17 protein-coding genes and 3 tRNA genes are annotated in these 16666 nt (G+C 64.5%); 8 read left to right on the plus strand and 12 right to left on the minus strand.

Going from position 1 to position 16666, the window contains the following annotated elements:
* Positions 1-112: 112 nt before the first annotated feature.
* The gene (gene kdsA, locus ACXAJV_RS13755) at positions 113-961 is read right to left on the minus strand and encodes a 3-deoxy-8-phosphooctulonate synthase (protein ID WP_475086008.1); all 849 of its coding nucleotides are present in this window, start codon (positions 959-961) and stop codon (positions 113-115) included.
* 123 nt (positions 962-1084) lie between these two features.
* Between kdsA and ACXAJV_RS13760 the strand changes: the two genes are divergently transcribed.
* Entirely contained in the window at positions 1085-2554 is a 1470-nt protein-coding gene (locus tag ACXAJV_RS13760; protein WP_475086009.1) for a cryptochrome/photolyase family protein, read from the plus strand.
* Here ACXAJV_RS13760 and ACXAJV_RS13765 read toward each other — a convergent pair.
* Complete coding sequence (locus ACXAJV_RS13765) at positions 2551-3153, minus strand: DUF6134 family protein (protein WP_475086010.1); 603 nt, start codon at positions 3151-3153, stop codon at positions 2551-2553. The two genes, ACXAJV_RS13760 and ACXAJV_RS13765, sit on opposite strands and share 4 nt — an antisense overlap.
* A 114-nt stretch (positions 3154-3267) precedes the next feature.
* On the opposite strand from ACXAJV_RS13765, the gene ACXAJV_RS13770 reads away from it, so the two are divergent.
* From ACXAJV_RS13770 to ACXAJV_RS13795, 6 genes are all read left to right on the plus strand, one after another.
* Positions 3268-4272, plus strand: coding sequence for a cysteine synthase A (locus ACXAJV_RS13770; protein ID WP_475086011.1), 1005 nt, complete (start codon positions 3268-3270; stop codon positions 4270-4272).
* Entirely contained in the window at positions 4269-5090 is an 822-nt protein-coding gene (locus ACXAJV_RS13775; RefSeq protein WP_475086012.1) for a sulfurtransferase, read from the plus strand. Before ACXAJV_RS13770 ends, ACXAJV_RS13775 begins: the two co-directional genes overlap by 4 nt.
* A gap of 20 nt (positions 5091-5110) precedes the next feature.
* On the plus strand, positions 5111-6259 hold the full coding sequence (gene metC, locus ACXAJV_RS13780; RefSeq protein WP_475086013.1) for a cystathionine beta-lyase: 1149 nt from the start codon (positions 5111-5113) through the stop codon (positions 6257-6259).
* 23 nt (positions 6260-6282) lie between these two features.
* Positions 6283-6447: a hypothetical protein gene (locus ACXAJV_RS13785; protein WP_475086014.1), complete on the plus strand. Its 165-nt coding sequence runs from the start codon at positions 6283-6285 to the stop codon at positions 6445-6447.
* A 128-nt stretch (positions 6448-6575) separates the two neighbouring features.
* Positions 6576-7565 carry an LLM class oxidoreductase gene (locus ACXAJV_RS13790; protein WP_475086015.1) on the plus strand — a complete coding sequence of 330 codons (990 nt, stop codon included), beginning with the start codon at positions 6576-6578 and terminating at the stop codon, positions 7563-7565.
* Positions 7566-7568: 3 nt separating this feature from the next.
* Positions 7569-8363, plus strand: coding sequence for an SDR family NAD(P)-dependent oxidoreductase (locus tag ACXAJV_RS13795; protein ID WP_475086016.1), 795 nt, complete (start codon positions 7569-7571; stop codon positions 8361-8363).
* 143 nt (positions 8364-8506) lie between these two features.
* On the opposite strand, the gene ACXAJV_RS13800 is transcribed toward ACXAJV_RS13795, so the two are convergent.
* The 10 genes from ACXAJV_RS13800 to ACXAJV_RS13845 all read right to left on the minus strand — a co-directional run bounded on the left by ACXAJV_RS13800 (position 8507) and on the right by ACXAJV_RS13845 (position 14584).
* A tRNA-Arg gene (locus ACXAJV_RS13800) sits at positions 8507-8583 on the minus strand.
* Positions 8584-8598: 15 nt separating this feature from the next.
* Positions 8599-8904 (minus strand): ETC complex I subunit, encoded by a 306-nt coding sequence (locus ACXAJV_RS13805; protein ID WP_271186568.1) that lies wholly within the window; start codon positions 8902-8904, stop codon positions 8599-8601.
* 45 nt (positions 8905-8949) lie between these two features.
* Positions 8950-9026, minus strand: a tRNA-Pro gene (locus ACXAJV_RS13810).
* 40 nt (positions 9027-9066) lie between these two features.
* Complete coding sequence (locus tag ACXAJV_RS13815) at positions 9067-9705, minus strand: DUF192 domain-containing protein (protein WP_475086017.1); 639 nt, start codon at positions 9703-9705, stop codon at positions 9067-9069.
* Positions 9706-9804: 99 nt separating this feature from the next.
* Positions 9805-10329: a cold-shock protein gene (locus tag ACXAJV_RS13820; protein ID WP_475086018.1), complete on the minus strand. Its 525-nt coding sequence runs from the start codon at positions 10327-10329 to the stop codon at positions 9805-9807.
* Between the two features lie 337 nt (positions 10330-10666).
* Positions 10667-11170 carry a 6-pyruvoyl trahydropterin synthase family protein gene (locus ACXAJV_RS13825; protein ID WP_475086019.1) on the minus strand — a complete coding sequence of 168 codons (504 nt, stop codon included), beginning with the start codon at positions 11168-11170 and terminating at the stop codon, positions 10667-10669.
* A 111-nt stretch (positions 11171-11281) separates the two neighbouring features.
* Positions 11282-11356 (minus strand) — tRNA-Glu (locus ACXAJV_RS13830).
* 66 nt (positions 11357-11422) lie between these two features.
* Complete coding sequence (gene recJ, locus ACXAJV_RS13835; protein ID WP_475086020.1) at positions 11423-13228, minus strand: single-stranded-DNA-specific exonuclease RecJ; 1806 nt, start codon at positions 13226-13228, stop codon at positions 11423-11425.
* Between the two features lie 12 nt (positions 13229-13240).
* Complete coding sequence (gene glpX, locus ACXAJV_RS13840) at positions 13241-14197, minus strand: class II fructose-bisphosphatase (protein WP_475086021.1); 957 nt, start codon at positions 14195-14197, stop codon at positions 13241-13243.
* Between the two features lie 48 nt (positions 14198-14245).
* On the minus strand, positions 14246-14584 hold the full coding sequence (locus ACXAJV_RS13845; protein ID WP_475086022.1) for a hypothetical protein: 339 nt from the start codon (positions 14582-14584) through the stop codon (positions 14246-14248).
* A gap of 83 nt (positions 14585-14667) precedes the next feature.
* On the opposite strand from ACXAJV_RS13845, the gene phaC reads away from it, so the two are divergent.
* The gene (gene phaC / locus ACXAJV_RS13850; RefSeq protein WP_475086023.1) at positions 14668-16545 is read left to right on the plus strand and encodes a class I poly(R)-hydroxyalkanoic acid synthase; all 1878 of its coding nucleotides are present in this window, start codon (positions 14668-14670) and stop codon (positions 16543-16545) included.
* Positions 16546-16666: the final 121 nt, after the last annotated feature.

Raw genomic sequence — 16666 nt, forward strand, 5'->3', positions numbered from 1 at the left:
GTTTTCGCATTTTCGAACCGCGAAACCGGTACCCACTTTCGCTGAAAATGCCGGTCCTTGGTGGTCGCATTTTCGAACCGCGAAACCGGTACCCACTTTCGCTGAAAATGCTCTAGAGATTTTTAGCCAGCGCGTCGAACTCGAGCAGGCGCGCGGCCAGGGCTTCGAATTCGCTCAGCGGCACCATGTTGGGGCCGTCTGAGGGAGCATTGTCGGGATCCGGATGGGTTTCCATGAAGACGGCGGCGACGCCTACGGCCACAGCCGCACGGGCCAGGGTCGGCACGAATTCGCGCTGACCGCCCGTCGTCGTGCCCTGCCCGCCCGGCTGTTGCACGGAATGGGTCGCGTCGAACACGACCGGCGCGCCGAAGCTGGCCATGATCGGCAGTGACCGCATGTCGGAGACGAGCGTGTTATAGCCGAAGCTGGCGCCGCGCTCGCAGGTCATGACGTTCGGATTGCCGGCATCGGCCACTTTGGCGATGACATTCTTCATGTCCCAGGGTGCCAGGAACTGGCCCTTCTTCACATTCACCGGCTTGCCGGTTTCGGCCGCCGCGATCAGCAGGTCGGTCTGGCGGCACAGGAAGGCCGGGATCTGGATCACATCGACGGCCTGGGCGGCGAGTTTCGCCTGCTCGGCCGTGTGCACATCGGTCAGCACCGGCAAGCCGGTCTTCTCCCGGATCTCGGCAAACACCGGCAGCGAGGCTTCCAACCCCATACCGCGCGCGCTCGAGAGCGAGGTGCGGTTCGCCTTGTCATAGGAGGTCTTGTAGATCAGGCCGACGTCGAGGCGGTCGGCGATCTCGCGCAATTGCTGCGAGACCTCCAGCCCGTGCTCACGGCTTTCCAGCTGGCAGGGGCCGGCAATGAAGGTGAGCTTGCGGTCATTGCCGATCTCGATCGGATCACGACCGGGACGGGAAACGGAAATCACGGAATTGACCTGGCTCATTCACGGCCTCCTTCGGGCCTCGTTCTGCTGCCGGCCTGCAGCCAGCGCTGGTGTCGCTCGTCTGATCCGATATCGGGTCGGCGGCGTATTCAGACAAGGCCCTTATCGATCCACAGGACACTCATGGCAACTGCAACCGCCACCGCACCTGCACTCGTCTGGTTCCGGCGCGATCTGCGCCTGGCCGATAATCCGGCACTGCATGCGGCGGTCCAGAGCGGCCGGCCGCTCCTGTTTGTCTATATCCGCGAAGAGGATAAGGGCCTGCGCCTGTCGCCGGGCGCCGCGGCCGACTGGTGGCTGCATCATTCGCTGACGGCCCTCGCCGCCGATATCGAACGCCTGGGCGGAAGGCTCAACCTGCGCCAGGGCGCGGCCGCGGATCTCATTCCGCAGATTGTTCGCGAGACCGGTGTGCGCGAGGTCTTCTGGAACCGGGTCGACTGGCCCTGGATCGACGCCCGCGACCGCGATATCGCCGAAGCATTGCGGGCGGAGGATGTCCGGCCGCGCGCCTTCCGCGCCACGACCCTGATCGACCCGGCAAGCGTGCTGAACGGCTCTGGCAAACCCTACAAGGTGTTCAGCGCTTTCTGGCGAGCTGCACAGAAGGACTTCTCGCCCCGCGCGCCCCTGCCCGCACCGGACCGGCTGAGCCCCGCCGGCGCAATCGCCAGCGACACGCTGGCGGACTGGGACCTGCTGCCGGTCAAGCCCGACTGGGCATCCGGTTTCCATGATCGCTGGACGCCCGGCGAAACGGCCGCGCGCAAACAGCTCGAAACCTTCCTCGGCGATGCGCTGCCCGGCTACAAGACCGATCGCGACCGGCCAGACCTGTTCGGCACCTCGCGCCTGTCGCCGCATCTGGGCTGGGGCGAGATTTCCCCCCGGGCGGTCTGGCACCGCGTCCAGCTGCAGGCCGAACGCGGCCAGTCCTTCGGCGCGGCCGAGAAATATCTCGCGGAAATCGGGTGGCGCGATTTCGCCTATTATCTCGTCCATCATTTCGGCGATCTGCGGCAAAAGAATTTCGACCCGCGTTTCGATCACTTCCCCTGGCGCGACAATCCCGAAGGCCTTGACGCCTGGCAGCGTGGCCGGACCGGCATCCCCATGGTCGATGCCGCCATGCGCGAACTCTGGAAGACGGGCTGGATGCATAATCGTCCGCGCATGATCACCGCCTCCTATCTGATCAAGCATATCGGCTGTCACTGGCGTGATGGCATGGCCTGGTTCGAGGACACGCTGGTCGATGCCGACCCGGTGGTGAATGCCGCAAGCTGGCAATGGGTCGCGGGCTCGGGCGCGGATGCTTCGCCCTATTTCCGCATCTTCAATCCGGCGACCCAGGGCGAGAAGTTCGACCCGGAGGGCCACTATGTCCGCCGCTGGGTTCCCGAACTCGTTGCGCTTGCCAAGCGCGACATCCATACGCCCTGGGAGGCATCAGCCGGTGAGCTCGCATCACAGGGCGTCGAGCTGGGGCGCACCTATCCACGCCCCGTGGTCGAACTGAAAGCCGGCCGCGAGGCCGCCCTCGCCGCCTTCGAACACATGAAATCGGAAGTCGCCGAAGCCGACGGCTAAATGTCCTGCAGGACGTAGCGGATCGTCTGGCCGCGCGCCTCAAAGGCACAACCGACCCAGCGTCCTTCGGCGTCATACCAGAGATCGACCGTCAGCGTGCCGGTCATGCGGATGTGGCGTGCCTCGATCGTGCCGGACGACGTCTCGATCGTTTCCAGGCCCAGATCCTCGATCTCCACAGGCATGGGTGCACCGGTTTCGGTATTCAGGATGCGCCGCACGGCAGTATCATAACCCAGCCAGTGGCTCGACGGGACCAGGTCCGTCAGACCGGTGTCGCCTTGCCCGACATCGACGGTCACCCGATCGCCATCCTTCAGTGTCTCGGCTTCCAGCGAGACCAGCTGGCCGTTGCGCCAGACTTCCTCGGCGGCATGTTCATAGCGAAATACGGTGATAGGGCCGAGGCCCGCCCGAAGTTCGATATCGATATCGACCAGAAGCGCGCCATCCTGCCCCTCATCGAAACGCACTTCATGGCGGCCAAAGGCCTGACCATTGCGTAGCACATCAAATACGATATCGGCCGGCGGTTCGGCGGGAACGGGCGCGGACGAGGTGAAGGCGGCGGACAGGAGGGTCAGGAAGAAGGTTTTCATACCCTGTCTACGCGCGAAGGTGCGATCCGGATCCCCGGATTTGCGTTTTGTGGCTGGAGACCCGACAAGACCGTGCCTATATCGCCCGGACCGTCCGCAAACTGGAGAACGCCCGTGACCCCCGCCAAGTCCGTCATCGACCTGATCGGAAACACGCCGCTGATCCGGCTCAACGCAGCCTCGGAGGCCACCGGCTGCGAGATTCTGGGCAAGGCGGAATTTCTCAATCCTGGCGGGTCGATCAAGGACCGGGCCGCCCTGGGCATTATCCGCGCCGCGGAAGCGTCCGGCGCGCTGAAGCCCGGCGGCGCGATCGTCGAGGGCACGGCCGGCAATACCGGGATCGGCCTGGCCATGGTGGGTGCGGCGCTGGGCTACCGGGTGGTGATTGTCTTCCCGCGCACCCAGTCGAAGGAAAAGAAGGACGCGATCCGGCTTCTCGGCGCCGAGCTGATCGAGGTCGATGCCGTCCCCTATTCCAACCCCAATCACTATGCCCGTTATTCCGGCACGCTGGCTGAGGAACTGGCCAGGAGCGAACCCAATGGCGCGATCTGGGCTAACCAGTTCGACAACACCGCCAATCGCGACTTCCATGCGGCCACCACGGCACAGGAAATCTGGGAGCAGACGGACGGCAAGGTGAACGGCTTCATCTGCGCGGTCGGTTCGGGCGGCACGCTGGGCGGCCTGTCGGCGGGCCTCAAGGCGAAGAATCCCGATGTGCAGATCGGCATCGCCGATCCCGGCGGCGCGGCGCTCTACGGCTATTTCGCCCATGGCGAGTTGAAGGCCGAAGGCACGTCGATCACCGAAGGCATCGGCCAGAGCCGTGTCACCGCCAATCTGGTCGACACCAAGGTCGACCGGGCCTATCGCATCCCCGATGAGGAAGCCCTGCCCCTGATCTTCGATCTGATCACGCAGGAAGGCCTCTGCCTGGGCGGATCGTCGGGGGTGAATATCGCCGGCGCCATCCGCATGGCGCGCGATATGGGGCCCGGCCACACCATCGTGACCGTGTTGTGCGATCACGGCTCTCGCTACCAGTCCAAGCTCTACAATCCGGACTTCCTGCGCGAGAAAGGCCTGCCGGTGCCGGCCTGGCTGGAGGCATGACCGACCCGCTGATCTTTGCTGACGAGGCCAAACGCCGGCTCGGTGACCCCGGCACGATTTTTCTCGACGCCAGCTGGACGTTTTCCGGCGGACCGGAATTCCGGTCCTCCGGCTATATTCTCGGTGCCCGGCCCTTCGACATTGACCTGGTCGCCGCCGACTCGCATCTGCCCCACATGCTGCCAGAACCGCAAGAGTTCGAACGCCATGCGCGCGAACTGGGTATCGGGCGGGACAACGCGCTGATCGTTTATGACCGGATCGGCATCTTTTCCTCGGCGCGGGTCTGGTGGATGTTCCGCGCGATGGGCCATGCCGATGTCCGCGTGCTCTCCGGCGGCCTGCCGCACTGGATCGAAATGGGCGGTCCTGTCGCCGATACCGCAGCCCATCTGTGGCCGGCCGGTGACTTCGTCGCGCGCTTCCAGCCCGAACGGGTTGCCGACCGGGACACTGTTGCGGCTGCCCTGGGCACGCCGGGCACGCAGATCCTCGACGCCCGTTCCGGCGGACGCTTCACCGGGCGGGTCCCCGAAACGCGCATCAATCTGCGCAGCGGCCACATGCCCGGCGCGCTGAACCTTCCCTATGGCACGCTGGTCGATGAGGACGGCCTTTACACCGGCCAGCCGGAAAATTTCACCCAGGCCGGTCTGCGCGACGATACAACCGTCATCACGACTTGCGGATCGGGGGTGACGGCCTGCATCCTTGCGCTCGGACTTGAAAGACTGGGCCGCACGGCCGCCGTCTATGACGGCTCCTGGATCGAATGGGGCAGCCGCGACGACACACCCGTCATCACCGGCCGGGACTGAACAACGGATTGAGGAATTTGATGAAGGACGAAACCCGGCTCACCCGGCTTGGACGGCCGCATGATGAACGCGGACAGGTCAATCCGTCCGTCGCCCGCGGCTCGACCATGCTCGCCCCGTCCGCGGCCGAGCTCTACGACTTCCCGCCGGGGCGCGTGCATTACGGCCGGGTCGGTCTGGAGACCCACCAGGCCCTGCGCGGCGCGCTGACCGAGCTGCAGGGTGGTGCCGGCTGTGCCCTGACCTCCTCCGGGCTGATGGCCAACACGCTGTCCATCCTCGCCTCGGTCGAGGCGGGTGGAACCGTTCTGGCGGCCGATTGCATCTATGGACCGGTGCGCAACTTCCTTTTGACCACCATGCCAAAATTCGGTGTGAAGACGGAATTCTTCGCGCCGCGCATGGGCGCGGAGATCGCCGATCTCGTCACGGACGAAACCCAGGCCATCCTGCTGGAATCGCCCGGCTCCCTGACGATGGAAATGCAGGACATTCCCGCCATCGCCAAAGTGGCGCGTGAGAAAGGCGTCATCACCATTATCGACGATACCTGGAGCGCGGGGCTGACCCTGAAGCCGCTGCAGCTGGGCGTCGATTATGCCGCCCAGGCGCTGACCAAATATGTCGGCGGGCATTCCGATCTTCTGCTGGGCGCCGTAGTGGCGCGCGACGAGGCGCTGTTCGCACGCCTGCAGGCGACCGAGCGCAGCTTCGGCTTCCACACCGCGCCCGACGATGTCTATCTCGCCCTGCGCGGTTTCCGCTCCATGGCCGTGCGCATGGAGCGCAGCTTCGCCAGCGCCATGACGATCGCCGACTGGCTGAAGTCCCGTCCGGAAACGGGCCGCATCCTGCACCCGGCCCATGCCGACCACCCCGACAACGCCCTGTTCCAGCGCGACTTTACCGGCGGCTGCGGCCTGTTTTCGGTGGAGTTTCCCGGCTGGGACATCCCGAAAAGCGAGCGCTTTCTCGATGCGCTCGACGTGTTCGGTATGGGCTTTTCCTGGGGCGGCTATGAGAGCCTGGCAATCCATTGCGACCCCCAGCTCAAGCGCACCAAGACCGCGCACCGCCATGACGGCGCCCTGATCCGTTTCGCGATCGGCCTGGAAGCGCCGGAAGACCTCATCGCCGATCTGGAACGGGGTTTTGCCGCCATTTCCTGACCCAGCCTGAAAGGAACGTAGAGATGTGGCTTTTTCTTCTGTGGTGGTTGGTCGACGATCACATCGCGGCCGCGCTCGACGCCCCCGGTGTCGGCGAATTGCCGATCTGGGTCCCGCTGATCATCGGCATCGCCTTCTCGGTGACTTTTTCCGCCAATGGCGGCGGGAGGGATCGCTGCCGGGATTGAGCGGCACGCCTTCGATTGCATGGGTTTTCCGAATTATGAACCGGTATTTCGGGTGCTTTTCTTCTTTGGAAGGGTGAATATCTTGGGTCGGCCCGTTGAAGAGGCCCGCCCCCGGATTGGATCCCGCCATGCAGAGCCAGACCCAGATCGCCGCCGACTTCCCCGCCATAAACCGGGGCTACAATAACGTCTTTCAGCCGGGCCGGCTGAGCGTCGGCCTGGTCCTGCCGCTTGAAAACCATGCCTCTACGCCCGTTCCGGACATGCAGCACCATGCGGAGCGGGCGCGCTTGGCCGATCAGCTCGGCTTTGCCGCGCTCTGGCTCCGCGATGTACCATTCAACGTGCCGAATTTTGGCGATGCCGGCCAGCTCTTCGACCCGTTCACCTATCTTGGCTTCCTGGCAGGCCGGACCGAGAACATCGCGCTCGGCGCCGCCAGTATCGTATTGCCGCTGCGCCACCCCGCCCATGTCGCCAAGGCCGCAGCGAGCGCCGACATCCTGTCAGACGGGCGTCTGATCCTCGGCATTGCGTCGGGAGACCGGCCCGAGGAATACCCGGCGATGAACCTGTCCTACGAGGAGCGCGGTGACCGTTTCCGCAGCGCGTTCGAGTATATCCGCCAAATGGCCGACCACTGGCCTGCGGTCTCCAACCCCTATGGCCGGTTGGCGCACGATATGGACATGTTGCCCAAACCCGCAGGACCACGCCTGCCGCTAATGATCACAGGCAGCAGCCGCCAGTCGGCGGACTGGCGCGCCCGTAACGGCGATGGCTGGATGACCTATCCCCGGGAACCGGTCCTTCAGGCGCGCGCCATCGCGGACTGGCGTGCCGATGTGGCGACTGCAGGACAAAGCGACAAATCGGTCATGCAGCCTCTCTATTTCGACCTCTCGCCGGATCCTGGCGCCGCGCCCGAACCCATTCATCTCGGCTTCCGCTCCGGCACCCGGTATTTGCGCAGCCATCTGGAAACCCTGCGCCGGATCGGCGTGAACCATGTCGCTCTCAATCTGCGTTTCAACCAGGCAGACATGGTGACGAGCCTGGAGCATCTTGCCCATGAACTCGGTCCCGATTTCCTCGCCCCCAAAGGCCCGAAAGGATAAACCATGCCCAAGACCATACTGATTACAGGCGCCACCGACGGGATCGGACTGGAAACCGCCCGCGCGCTGATCGCGGCGGGCCATCGCGTATTGCTGCATGGCCGCAATCCGGACAAGCTGGAACGGGTGGCCACAGAGCTCGGCGGCGATGTCGAGACCTATCGCGCCGACCTCTCCCGCCTGGCCGAGGTCGATGACCTCGCGGCCGCGATTTCTGCCAAGCACGCGCGGCTGGACGTGCTGGTCAATAATGCCGGCATCTACCGTACGCGAGAAACGGAGAGCCCGGACGGGCTGGATGTGCGCTTCGCGGTCAACACGATCGCGCCCTACCGGCTGACACGCAGACTTCTGCCGTTGCTGGATGACCAGAGCCGCGTGGTGAACCTTTCCTCGGCCGCCCAGGCCCCGGTCGACCTGACAGCGCTGGCCGGACCGCCACAGCTGGGCGAAGGACAAGCCTATGCCCAGAGCAAGCTCGCCCTGACCGCCTGGTCTTTCCAGCTCGCCGAGAAACTGGGCTCTGACGGCCCCGCCATCATCGCCGTCAATCCAGGCTCGCTGCTCGCCAGCAAGATGGTCAAGGAGACGTTCGGAATTGAGGGCAGCGACCTTCAGATCGGCGCGGACATTCTGGTGCGTGCATCACTATCGGATGCGTTCGCCGAAGCCTCCGGCAGGTATTTCGACAATGATTCACGCCGCTTCGCACCGCCACTCCCGGACGCCACCGACCCGCATAGACGCGGCGAGATCGTGCGGACGATCGAGGACGTACTGGGCCGCATCCTCACCTAGGCGAAACGTACCGGTTAGCCAAAGGGACGCGGAGCGGGAACAAGCTCGAACCCTGCAGCCCTGAGCGCGTTCCATGTGAGCATCGACCCGGCACCGAAGTTGGTATCAGGCCGGGGTCGAGCGGAGCGGGAACAAGGAAAAAATGGCGCCCCCGGCAGGACTCGAACCTGCAACCATCCGCTTAGAAGGCGGGCGCTCTATCCGGTTGAGCTACGGAGGCCAGACAGGCTCGGGTCTAGTGCGACCAGGGCTGTTTGCGATCGGCAGAGAAATTGTCCGCATAGGACTTCTCGTACCGCTTGGGTTCGTGCGGCTCGACGACCTGGAAAGGGATGCCCTGGCGCTTGGCATAGGCCACGGCGTCTTCCTGGCTATCGAACTTCAGGCGGATCTGGCTGCGCATGTCCGAGCTGGACGTCCAGCCCATCAGCGGGTCCGGCTTTTTCGCCATCTCCGGCGAAAATTCGAGCACCCACTTCTTCGTCTTGCCGCGGCCCGACTGCATCGCATTGCGGGCCGGACGATAGATCCTCGCGAACATGCGCGTCTCCCATTTCAACCGCATGGACCGGCGAAAACCGGTCATTGGTCGGGGCGGCAGGATTCGAACCTGCGACCCTCTGGTCCCAAACCAGATGCGCTACCAGGCTGCGCCACACCCCGAATATTGCCCTTATGTAAGCGCCCTCGCCTTTAGGCAAGCCTACTGCGCGTCTTCGGGCGTATCCTGTGCAGGCGTATCCGCATCCGGCGCGTCATCGGTCCCGGCATCCATATCTTCAGCCGCTTCTTCAGCGGCTTCTTCCGGGGCCGGCGCCACGTCGTCCGCACCCTCGTCCTCATTGGCGAAAAAGGCATGGCGGACGGTGTCGCCCGGGCGGATACCCAGTTCGAACGTGCGGCCGGCGGCCAGTTCCAGCACACCGGACACCACGGCATCCGATGCCAGGCTGCGGCGCGAGCCGGCCTGGGCGTGGCCGACAATCTTCACGATCTCGCCGTCCGGAGCAATGAAGACCAGATCGAGATCGATCAGCGTGTTTTCCATCCACATCGCCGTGCGGCGGGGCGGAGAATAGTGGAAGAGCATGCCGGCATCGGGATCCAGCGTCTCGCGCCACATCAGGCCGCGTTCCAGCTGTTCCGGTGTGGTCGCCAGCTCGGCCGCGAAGACATGACGGCCGTCGGCGCTGTCGATGACGACCGGTTCGGGCCCGCCAAACGCAATGGCGGACGCTTCCGCGGTTGGGTCGGAAACGGTGGCGTCGGGCGTTGCGGCCGCCGGTTCGGCGTCCTGCGCCCAGGCCGGCGCGGAGACGCCGACCAGAAGGGAAAGGATCAAGCTGCGCATGTGCCGGAAGCTAGCGGGCGTCTGCGCGTTGCGCAACGCCGGACAGACGCCGCGAGCCCGTCATCAACAGCCGGAGCAGACCTGCCCGGCTCAAGCGCCCTGGGCAGGCCGGATTTCCGCGGCCAGAGCGCCCTTGGGACCCTCGATGCAGCGCACGTCCAGTGTGTCGCCCGGCGCCACATCGTCCAGGCCGGCGCGGCGCAGGGTGGCGGCATGCAGGAAGACATCGCCCTCCACTTCCGCGCAATTGACGAAGCCATAGCCCCGCAGCGGATCGAACCATTTCACCACGGCTTGACAGAAAGGCGCGCTGGATACGGCATAAGGGTGGAAACGCCGCGGCCGCACCTCGGCCTGCGTGTCGCCGCCACTCATCTCGACCAGTTCGATGGCCTGGCGCCCCTTGTCGCCATTGACTGCCTTGCAGACCACTTTGGCGTTTGGCAGGGCCGGACCCTGCCCGAAACGGCGCAGACAGCTGGCGTGGAGCAGGATGTCGCCCTCGCCGTCAGCCGCGTCAATGAACCCGTACCCGCGCGCGGGATCGTACCACTTAACGCGGCCCTCCAGTTGAAGCACTTCGGTGTCTTCAAAAACTTCGTGAGCCAGAACCATGATATCGCTCGCTTAAACAACCCTCGAGTGAAGATTTGTACACAAATTCATGACTGAAGAGAAGACGAATCGGCCAACTGGTTGCGTTTTGCGACTTCGACATCTAGTCGCTGCGAGCTATTCTCAGGATAATTAACGCAATATGTTGTGGATGAATTGATTTTCAATCACAACCTGATGCGCTTTCTGTAACTTTGTCGTAAGAAAGAAAATTCGCCTGACAGGCGAATTTTCCAGCGTGAATCCGGTTCGGGAATTCACAAGGCGTGTAATTCCCGCCTCATCGCCGCCGTGCGCCGACACAAAATCGTGGAAAACTCGAAATTTTCCCGACGTATCAGCCGAGTTCTTCGTGCAGGCGGTCGCTGTCAGCGAGACGGGCGACGGCACGGGTCGAGCGATAGATGGCGCTGTTCGAGCCGTGCTCGGAGCACTCGACGGATTCCACCCAGCAGCGTCCGCCCGTCGCCTCCCGGACGATCTCGTCAGCCCTGTGAAAGGTCATCTCGGCCATGCGCTCGCAGCTCGTGCCGGGCACCACCCGGACGCGGGCAATGCCGCGCTCGCCCAGCGCTTCGAGCGCCGGGCGTTCCGGATCGTCCTCAGCGACGAGAAGCGAGTGATCGAACATCTCGTGCAGCCAGTCGCGGATCTTGCCGAAACCGCCCTTGCCGAAATCGAGCACCCAGCCACGCTTGTCGAGCTGTTCGGCGGCAAACACGAAGCGGAAACCGAAGGAATAACCGTGCAGGAGACTACAATCGCTGTCCGCCGCCCATTGCCGCGAGCAACAGGACAGGCCGCGCTCATTGCCATAGGTCTTGGTGGAAAGATGGGCCATTGCCTCACGCTCCCGACATCGCATCCGTGATCAAGGGGACTAACCTGCCCCACCCTCGCCGGCATACCCAGCGATCCTACCACGTCTGCACATGAGAAGAAGGAGATCGCGTGGCAGGCCCTAGGGGAATCGAACCCCTCTTTCCAGGTTGAAAACCTGGCGTCCTAACCGATAGACGAAGGGCCCGCGGCGATGAGGGCCGTCGTATAGAAAAGCCTGAGACCGCTTGCAAGCGGGAATTTCGCAAAAACGTCAGTCTTGCGCAGTTGCCAGGTCGTCCAGTTGCAGCTGCACGCGCTTGCGGCCCTGCCAGGCATCACACTTCACCCGGCCGACCGCATGCCACAGCCCCTCGCCTGCACTCAGCAGCGCCTCACCCAGCGGGGTGTCGGCGGTGCGGAAACTGATCCCCTGCACGCTCGCACCGCTGAGATCCTGCAGCGAAAAGCGCACATGGTCGGCCCCGACCCGCTTGGCGAAACTCACCCGCACCCGGGACAGTGCGAAGCGCGGTTCGGGATTGCCCTGACCGAAGGGACCTGCGCGCTCGAGCATTTCGGCAAGCTCGACGGTCACGCCCGACGCGGCGAGCACGCCATCGGCCTTGAGCGCCATGGCATCGCCCGCAGCGGCCAGTTCCGGCGCGAGCCGTTCGTCCAAATAGGCGACCAGCGCATTGATTCTGTCGGCCTCCACCGTCAGACCGCCGGCCATGGCATGGCCGCCCCCGGCCAGCAGCAACCCCTCATGGCGCGCCGCGGCGATGGCGCCGCCGAGATTGACGCCCGGCACGGAGCGCCCCGATCCCTTGCCGATCGCGACTTCGCCCCGGCGATCAATGCCGATGACAATGACAGGTTTGGAAAACCTGTCCTTCAGGCGGCCGGCCACAACGCCGATCACGCCGGGATGCCAGCCCTCGCCCGACGCCACCAGCACGGCCCTGTCTGCGCCCTGTCGCTCCAGCTGGGCCAGGGCTTCCTCCTGCACCGCCGTCTCGATCGTGCGGCGTTCGGCATTGAGCGCGTCCAGCTCGGCAGCGATACGCGCGGCCTCCTCAGGCTCGTCGGTGGTCAGCAGATGGGCGCCCAGATCGGAACGGCCGACCCGGCCGCCAGCATTGATTCGCGGACCGATCAGGAAGCCGGCGTGATAGACGCTGGCCTCGCCGTCGATACCGGCCGCATCGGCCAGGGCCTTGATACCCGGCTGCTGCCACTGGCTCATCACACGCAGCCCCTGGGCCACCAGTGCGCGGTTGAGCCCTTCCAGCGCCACGACGTCGCAGATCGTGCCGAGGGCGGCCAGATCCATCCACTGCATGATGTCCGGCTCGCCAGCCTCTCCAAAGGCGCCACGCCGGCGTCCCTCGCGATTGAGCGCCGCCAGCAGGACAAAGGTGACCCCGGCCGCCGCCAGATGGCCGCACCCGGAGGTGTCGTCGGGACGATTGGGATTGACCAGCGCCGCGGCCGGCGGGAAATCGTCATCCATGAGGTGATGGTCGATCACGACGATATCGAGCCCGATCCCGGCGCCGTGCCGCAGGGCCTCATGCGCCGCGGCACCGCAGTCCAGCGTCACGACGAGTTCGGCGCCGCGCTCGCGCAGGGTTTCGAAGGCCTTGGCAGACGGTCCGTAGCCTTCCTCGATCCGGTCGGGAATGTAGATCTCGGCACCCTGGCCCACATGGCGCAGCCAGCGCACCAGCTGGGCGGCAGACGTCGCACCGTCGACATCATAGTCGGCAAAGACCGCGATGCGCCGGCCCGCCTCGACGGCATCCCAGATCAGCCCCGCGGCCTTGTCCATGTCGGCGAGTGCCGAGGGGTCGGGAAACACGTCACGCAGACGCGGCGACAGATACTGTCCGGCCGCTTCCGGCGGCACGCCGCGCGCAGCGATGACCCGGGCCAGGGCGTCGGTCAGGCCGTGCTGGCGGGCAATGGTGGTCACAGCCGTCTCGTCGGCCTCGCGCAGACGCCATTTGCGTCCGCTCAGCGAGTTCTCAACGCCCAAAAGTGCGCCGGTGTGCCGTGTCGTGGCGTCCGTGACCATCCTCTGTCCGTGCTAGCCCTGCGGCCGGGCCGACCGGATGCGGCGTACCGAGTGGTCAGCCGAGTCGAGCAGGAGCGTATGCGTGTGAACCTGACCGGCGGACTTGCGGACACCGTCGACCAGATCGCCGTCTGTGACCCCGGTGGCCACGAAGAGGCAGTGGCTCGCCGCCAGCTCGGCGACATCATACTTGCGGTCGAGATCGGTTACGCCGACCCGCGCTGCCCGGGCGCGCTCATCATCATTGCGGAAGAACAGGCGGGCCTGCATCTGGCCGCCAATGCACCGCAGGGCCGAGGCCGCCAGCACGCCTTCGGGTGCCCCGCCCTGACCGATATACATGTCGACCCCAACGCCGAGGCCCGCCGCGCCCATGGCGCCGGCCACATCGCCGTCCGGGATCAGGCGGACACGGCCGCCGACCGATTTCACGCCATCGATGATGTGCTGGTGACGCTCGCGTTCCAGGACGCAGACCGTGATGTCGGACGGGGCGACACCCTTGGCCTTGGCCAGATTTTTTACATTCTCCGCCGCGCTGGCATCAAGATCGATGACGCCGGAGGGCAGGCCCGGACCGACGGCAATCTTGTCCATATAGGTATCCGGCGCATGCAGCAGCCCGCCGCGCAGCGCAAAGGAGACCACGGCCAGCGCATTGGCTTGGCCCTTGGCCGTCAGCGAGGTGCCTTCGAGCGGGTCGAGGGCGATATCGATCTCCGGCCCCTCGCCGGTCCCGACCTCTTCGCCGATATAGAGCATGGGCGCTTCGTCGCGCTCGCCCTCGCCGATCACGATCCGGCCTTTCATCGGCATGGCATTGAGACCATTGCGCAGAGCGTCAACGGCGGCCTGATCAGCGGATTCTTTCTCGCCGCGGCCAATCCAGTCAGAGGCCGCAACGGCCGCGGCCTCGGCGGCACGCACGGCCTGCAGTGCCAGATTGGTCAGGGCACGAGTATCGCTCATTTACAAAGTCTCCGGTCATCGCCCGGCACGGACCGGGTCGGTCTTGATCTAACGCTGCGGGGATTGCGGCGGCGTCGTGCGCGCCTGCCCCTCATTGACGAAATCGGATGCGCTGGACGGTGTGCCCTGCCCTTCGCGGTCTTCCGCCTCGGCATTCAGGGCATCGCGGCGCTCCAGCAGCCGGCGGGTCTGGGCGTCCATTGCATCGCCTTCGCCTCGCGGAAGCGAGCGTTCGGGCACGGTATGCGGTGCGGCACGATCTTCCACACCTGCTTCCAGGCGCTCCTCGACCCAGTCGGGATGCGTGGCTTCCATATTCGGCATATCGACCGCTGCACAGCCTCCCAAGAGGGCGGCAAGACCGGCAGTCGTGACAAAGCGATGCATGACAACTCCTCGCGCTGGACGCGCGACGCGCTTTCTATACGCTGATCGGTGTCAGAGTCACCTGCCGAAGACAAGGACAATCAATGCCGGGCAAGACGGAAAACGACGCGCAAGACCGCGACTCCAATCCCTGGGCCGGCATGACCGCAGCGGAATGGGAGGCGCTCGACGAGGTGTCGCGCAATCTCATGCAGGCCTCGCTGAAGTCGCAGAAACTGATGTCCGAGGTCATCCAGAAGGCACTGGAAGGCGAATCCGTCCTGCCCAAGGCCGACCCGTTCAACGCTGCCCCGGAATTCGGTGAAGTGTGGAATCACATCGTGCATCAGCCCGAGCTGATGATGCAGGCTCAGGCCGAGCTGATGAAGGGCTATCTCGATCTGTGGTCCAACACGACCAGGCATTTCGTGGCCGGCGAGGATGATGCCGTCAGCGCGCCGGTCATCGAGCCGGAGAAAGGCGACAAACGCTGGAAGAGCGAGGACTGGTCCACCAATCCGGTATTCAACGCCATCAAGCAATCCTACCTGCTCAACCAGCATTTCCTGATGGGTCTGGTTCGTAATGTCGACGGTATCGACGAGCGCACCCGGCGCAAGGTGGAATTCCTGACCCAGCAGATGACCGACGCCCTGTCACCGACCAATTTCGCCCTGACCAATCCGGACGTAATCCGCGAGACGATGGTCTCGCGCGGCGAGAACCTGACGCGCGGTCTGCAGAACCTGATGAATGATCTGGAAGCCGGTCACGGGCGGCTCGCCTTGCGCCAGACCGATACCGCCGGCTTCCAGGTCGGCAAGGATCTCGCCACGGCGCCCGGTCAGGTGATCTTCCAGAACGATGTGATGGAGTTGATCCAGTACGCCCCGGCCACCGAGACGGTGAAACAGCGGCCGCTGCTGATCGCGCCGCCCTGGATCAACAAGTACTACATCATGGATCTGCGGGAAAAGAACTCGATGATCCGCTGGCTCACCGAGCAGGGCTTCACGGTCTTCCTGATTTCCTGGGTCAATCCGGGCCCGGAACTCAAGGACAAGACCTTCTCCGACTACATGCATGAAGGCCTTTTCGCAGCGCTTCACGCCATCGAGGCGGCCACGGGCGAAACATCGGTGAATGCCGTGGGCTATTGCGTCGGCGGCACCCTGCTCGCCAGCGCCTTGGCCTGGCTTGAGGCCGAAGGCCAGGCGGACCGGATCGCGTCGGCGACCTTTTTCGCCGCCCAGACGGATTTCGAGCAGGCCGGCGATCTGCTGCTCTTCATCGATGAATACTGGCTCAAGGAGATCGAGCGTATCATCGACGCCCAGGGCGGCGTGCTGGACGGGCGCTCCATGGCCGATACTTTCAACCTCTTGCGCTCGAATGATCTGATCTGGTCCTTCGTGGTCAATAACTATCTGCTCGGACGCCAGCCCCAGGCTTTCGATCTCCTGTTCTGGAATTCCGACCAGACCCGCATGCCCAAGGCGCTGCACCTTTGGTATCTCGACAATCTCTACCGCAATAACCGCCTGTCGCGCGGCGAGCTCGAACTAGACGGCCACCGGCTGGACCTGGGTTCAGTCAAGACGCCCGTCTACATGCAGGCCTCGCGCGAGGACCACATCGCGCCCTACCCGTCCGTCTATCGCGGCGCCAAACGCTTTGGCGGGCCGGTCCGCTTCATGCTGGCAGGATCGGGACATATTGCCGGCGTGATCAATCATCCCGCGGCGAAAAAATACCAATACTGGACGAACAACAAGCTGCCCGCGAAAATCGAGACCTGGGTCAGGGGCGCCAAGGAGCATCCTGGCTCCTGGTGGACTGACTGGCGCGATTGGCTCAATGAGCGCTCCGGCAGCGATGTCCCCGCCAGGACACCGGGAGACGGCAAGCTCACCCCCCTCCGACCCGCTCCGGGCGAGAATGTCCTCGTGCGCAGCGACGCGCCTCAGAAGGCCGGTGATTGAGCCAGGCCGGTGCGGCACCCCAGCCTTTTCAGAGCTGAGCGAAACTCCGCATAGGCATGCATAAAATCTCAACAAAATCCTGACATTACAGCAACTGCCCCTTGCTCGCACCGCACTGCGC

It is taken from the genome of Maricaulis sp. ABE4_448 (genome assembly GCF_056160825.1).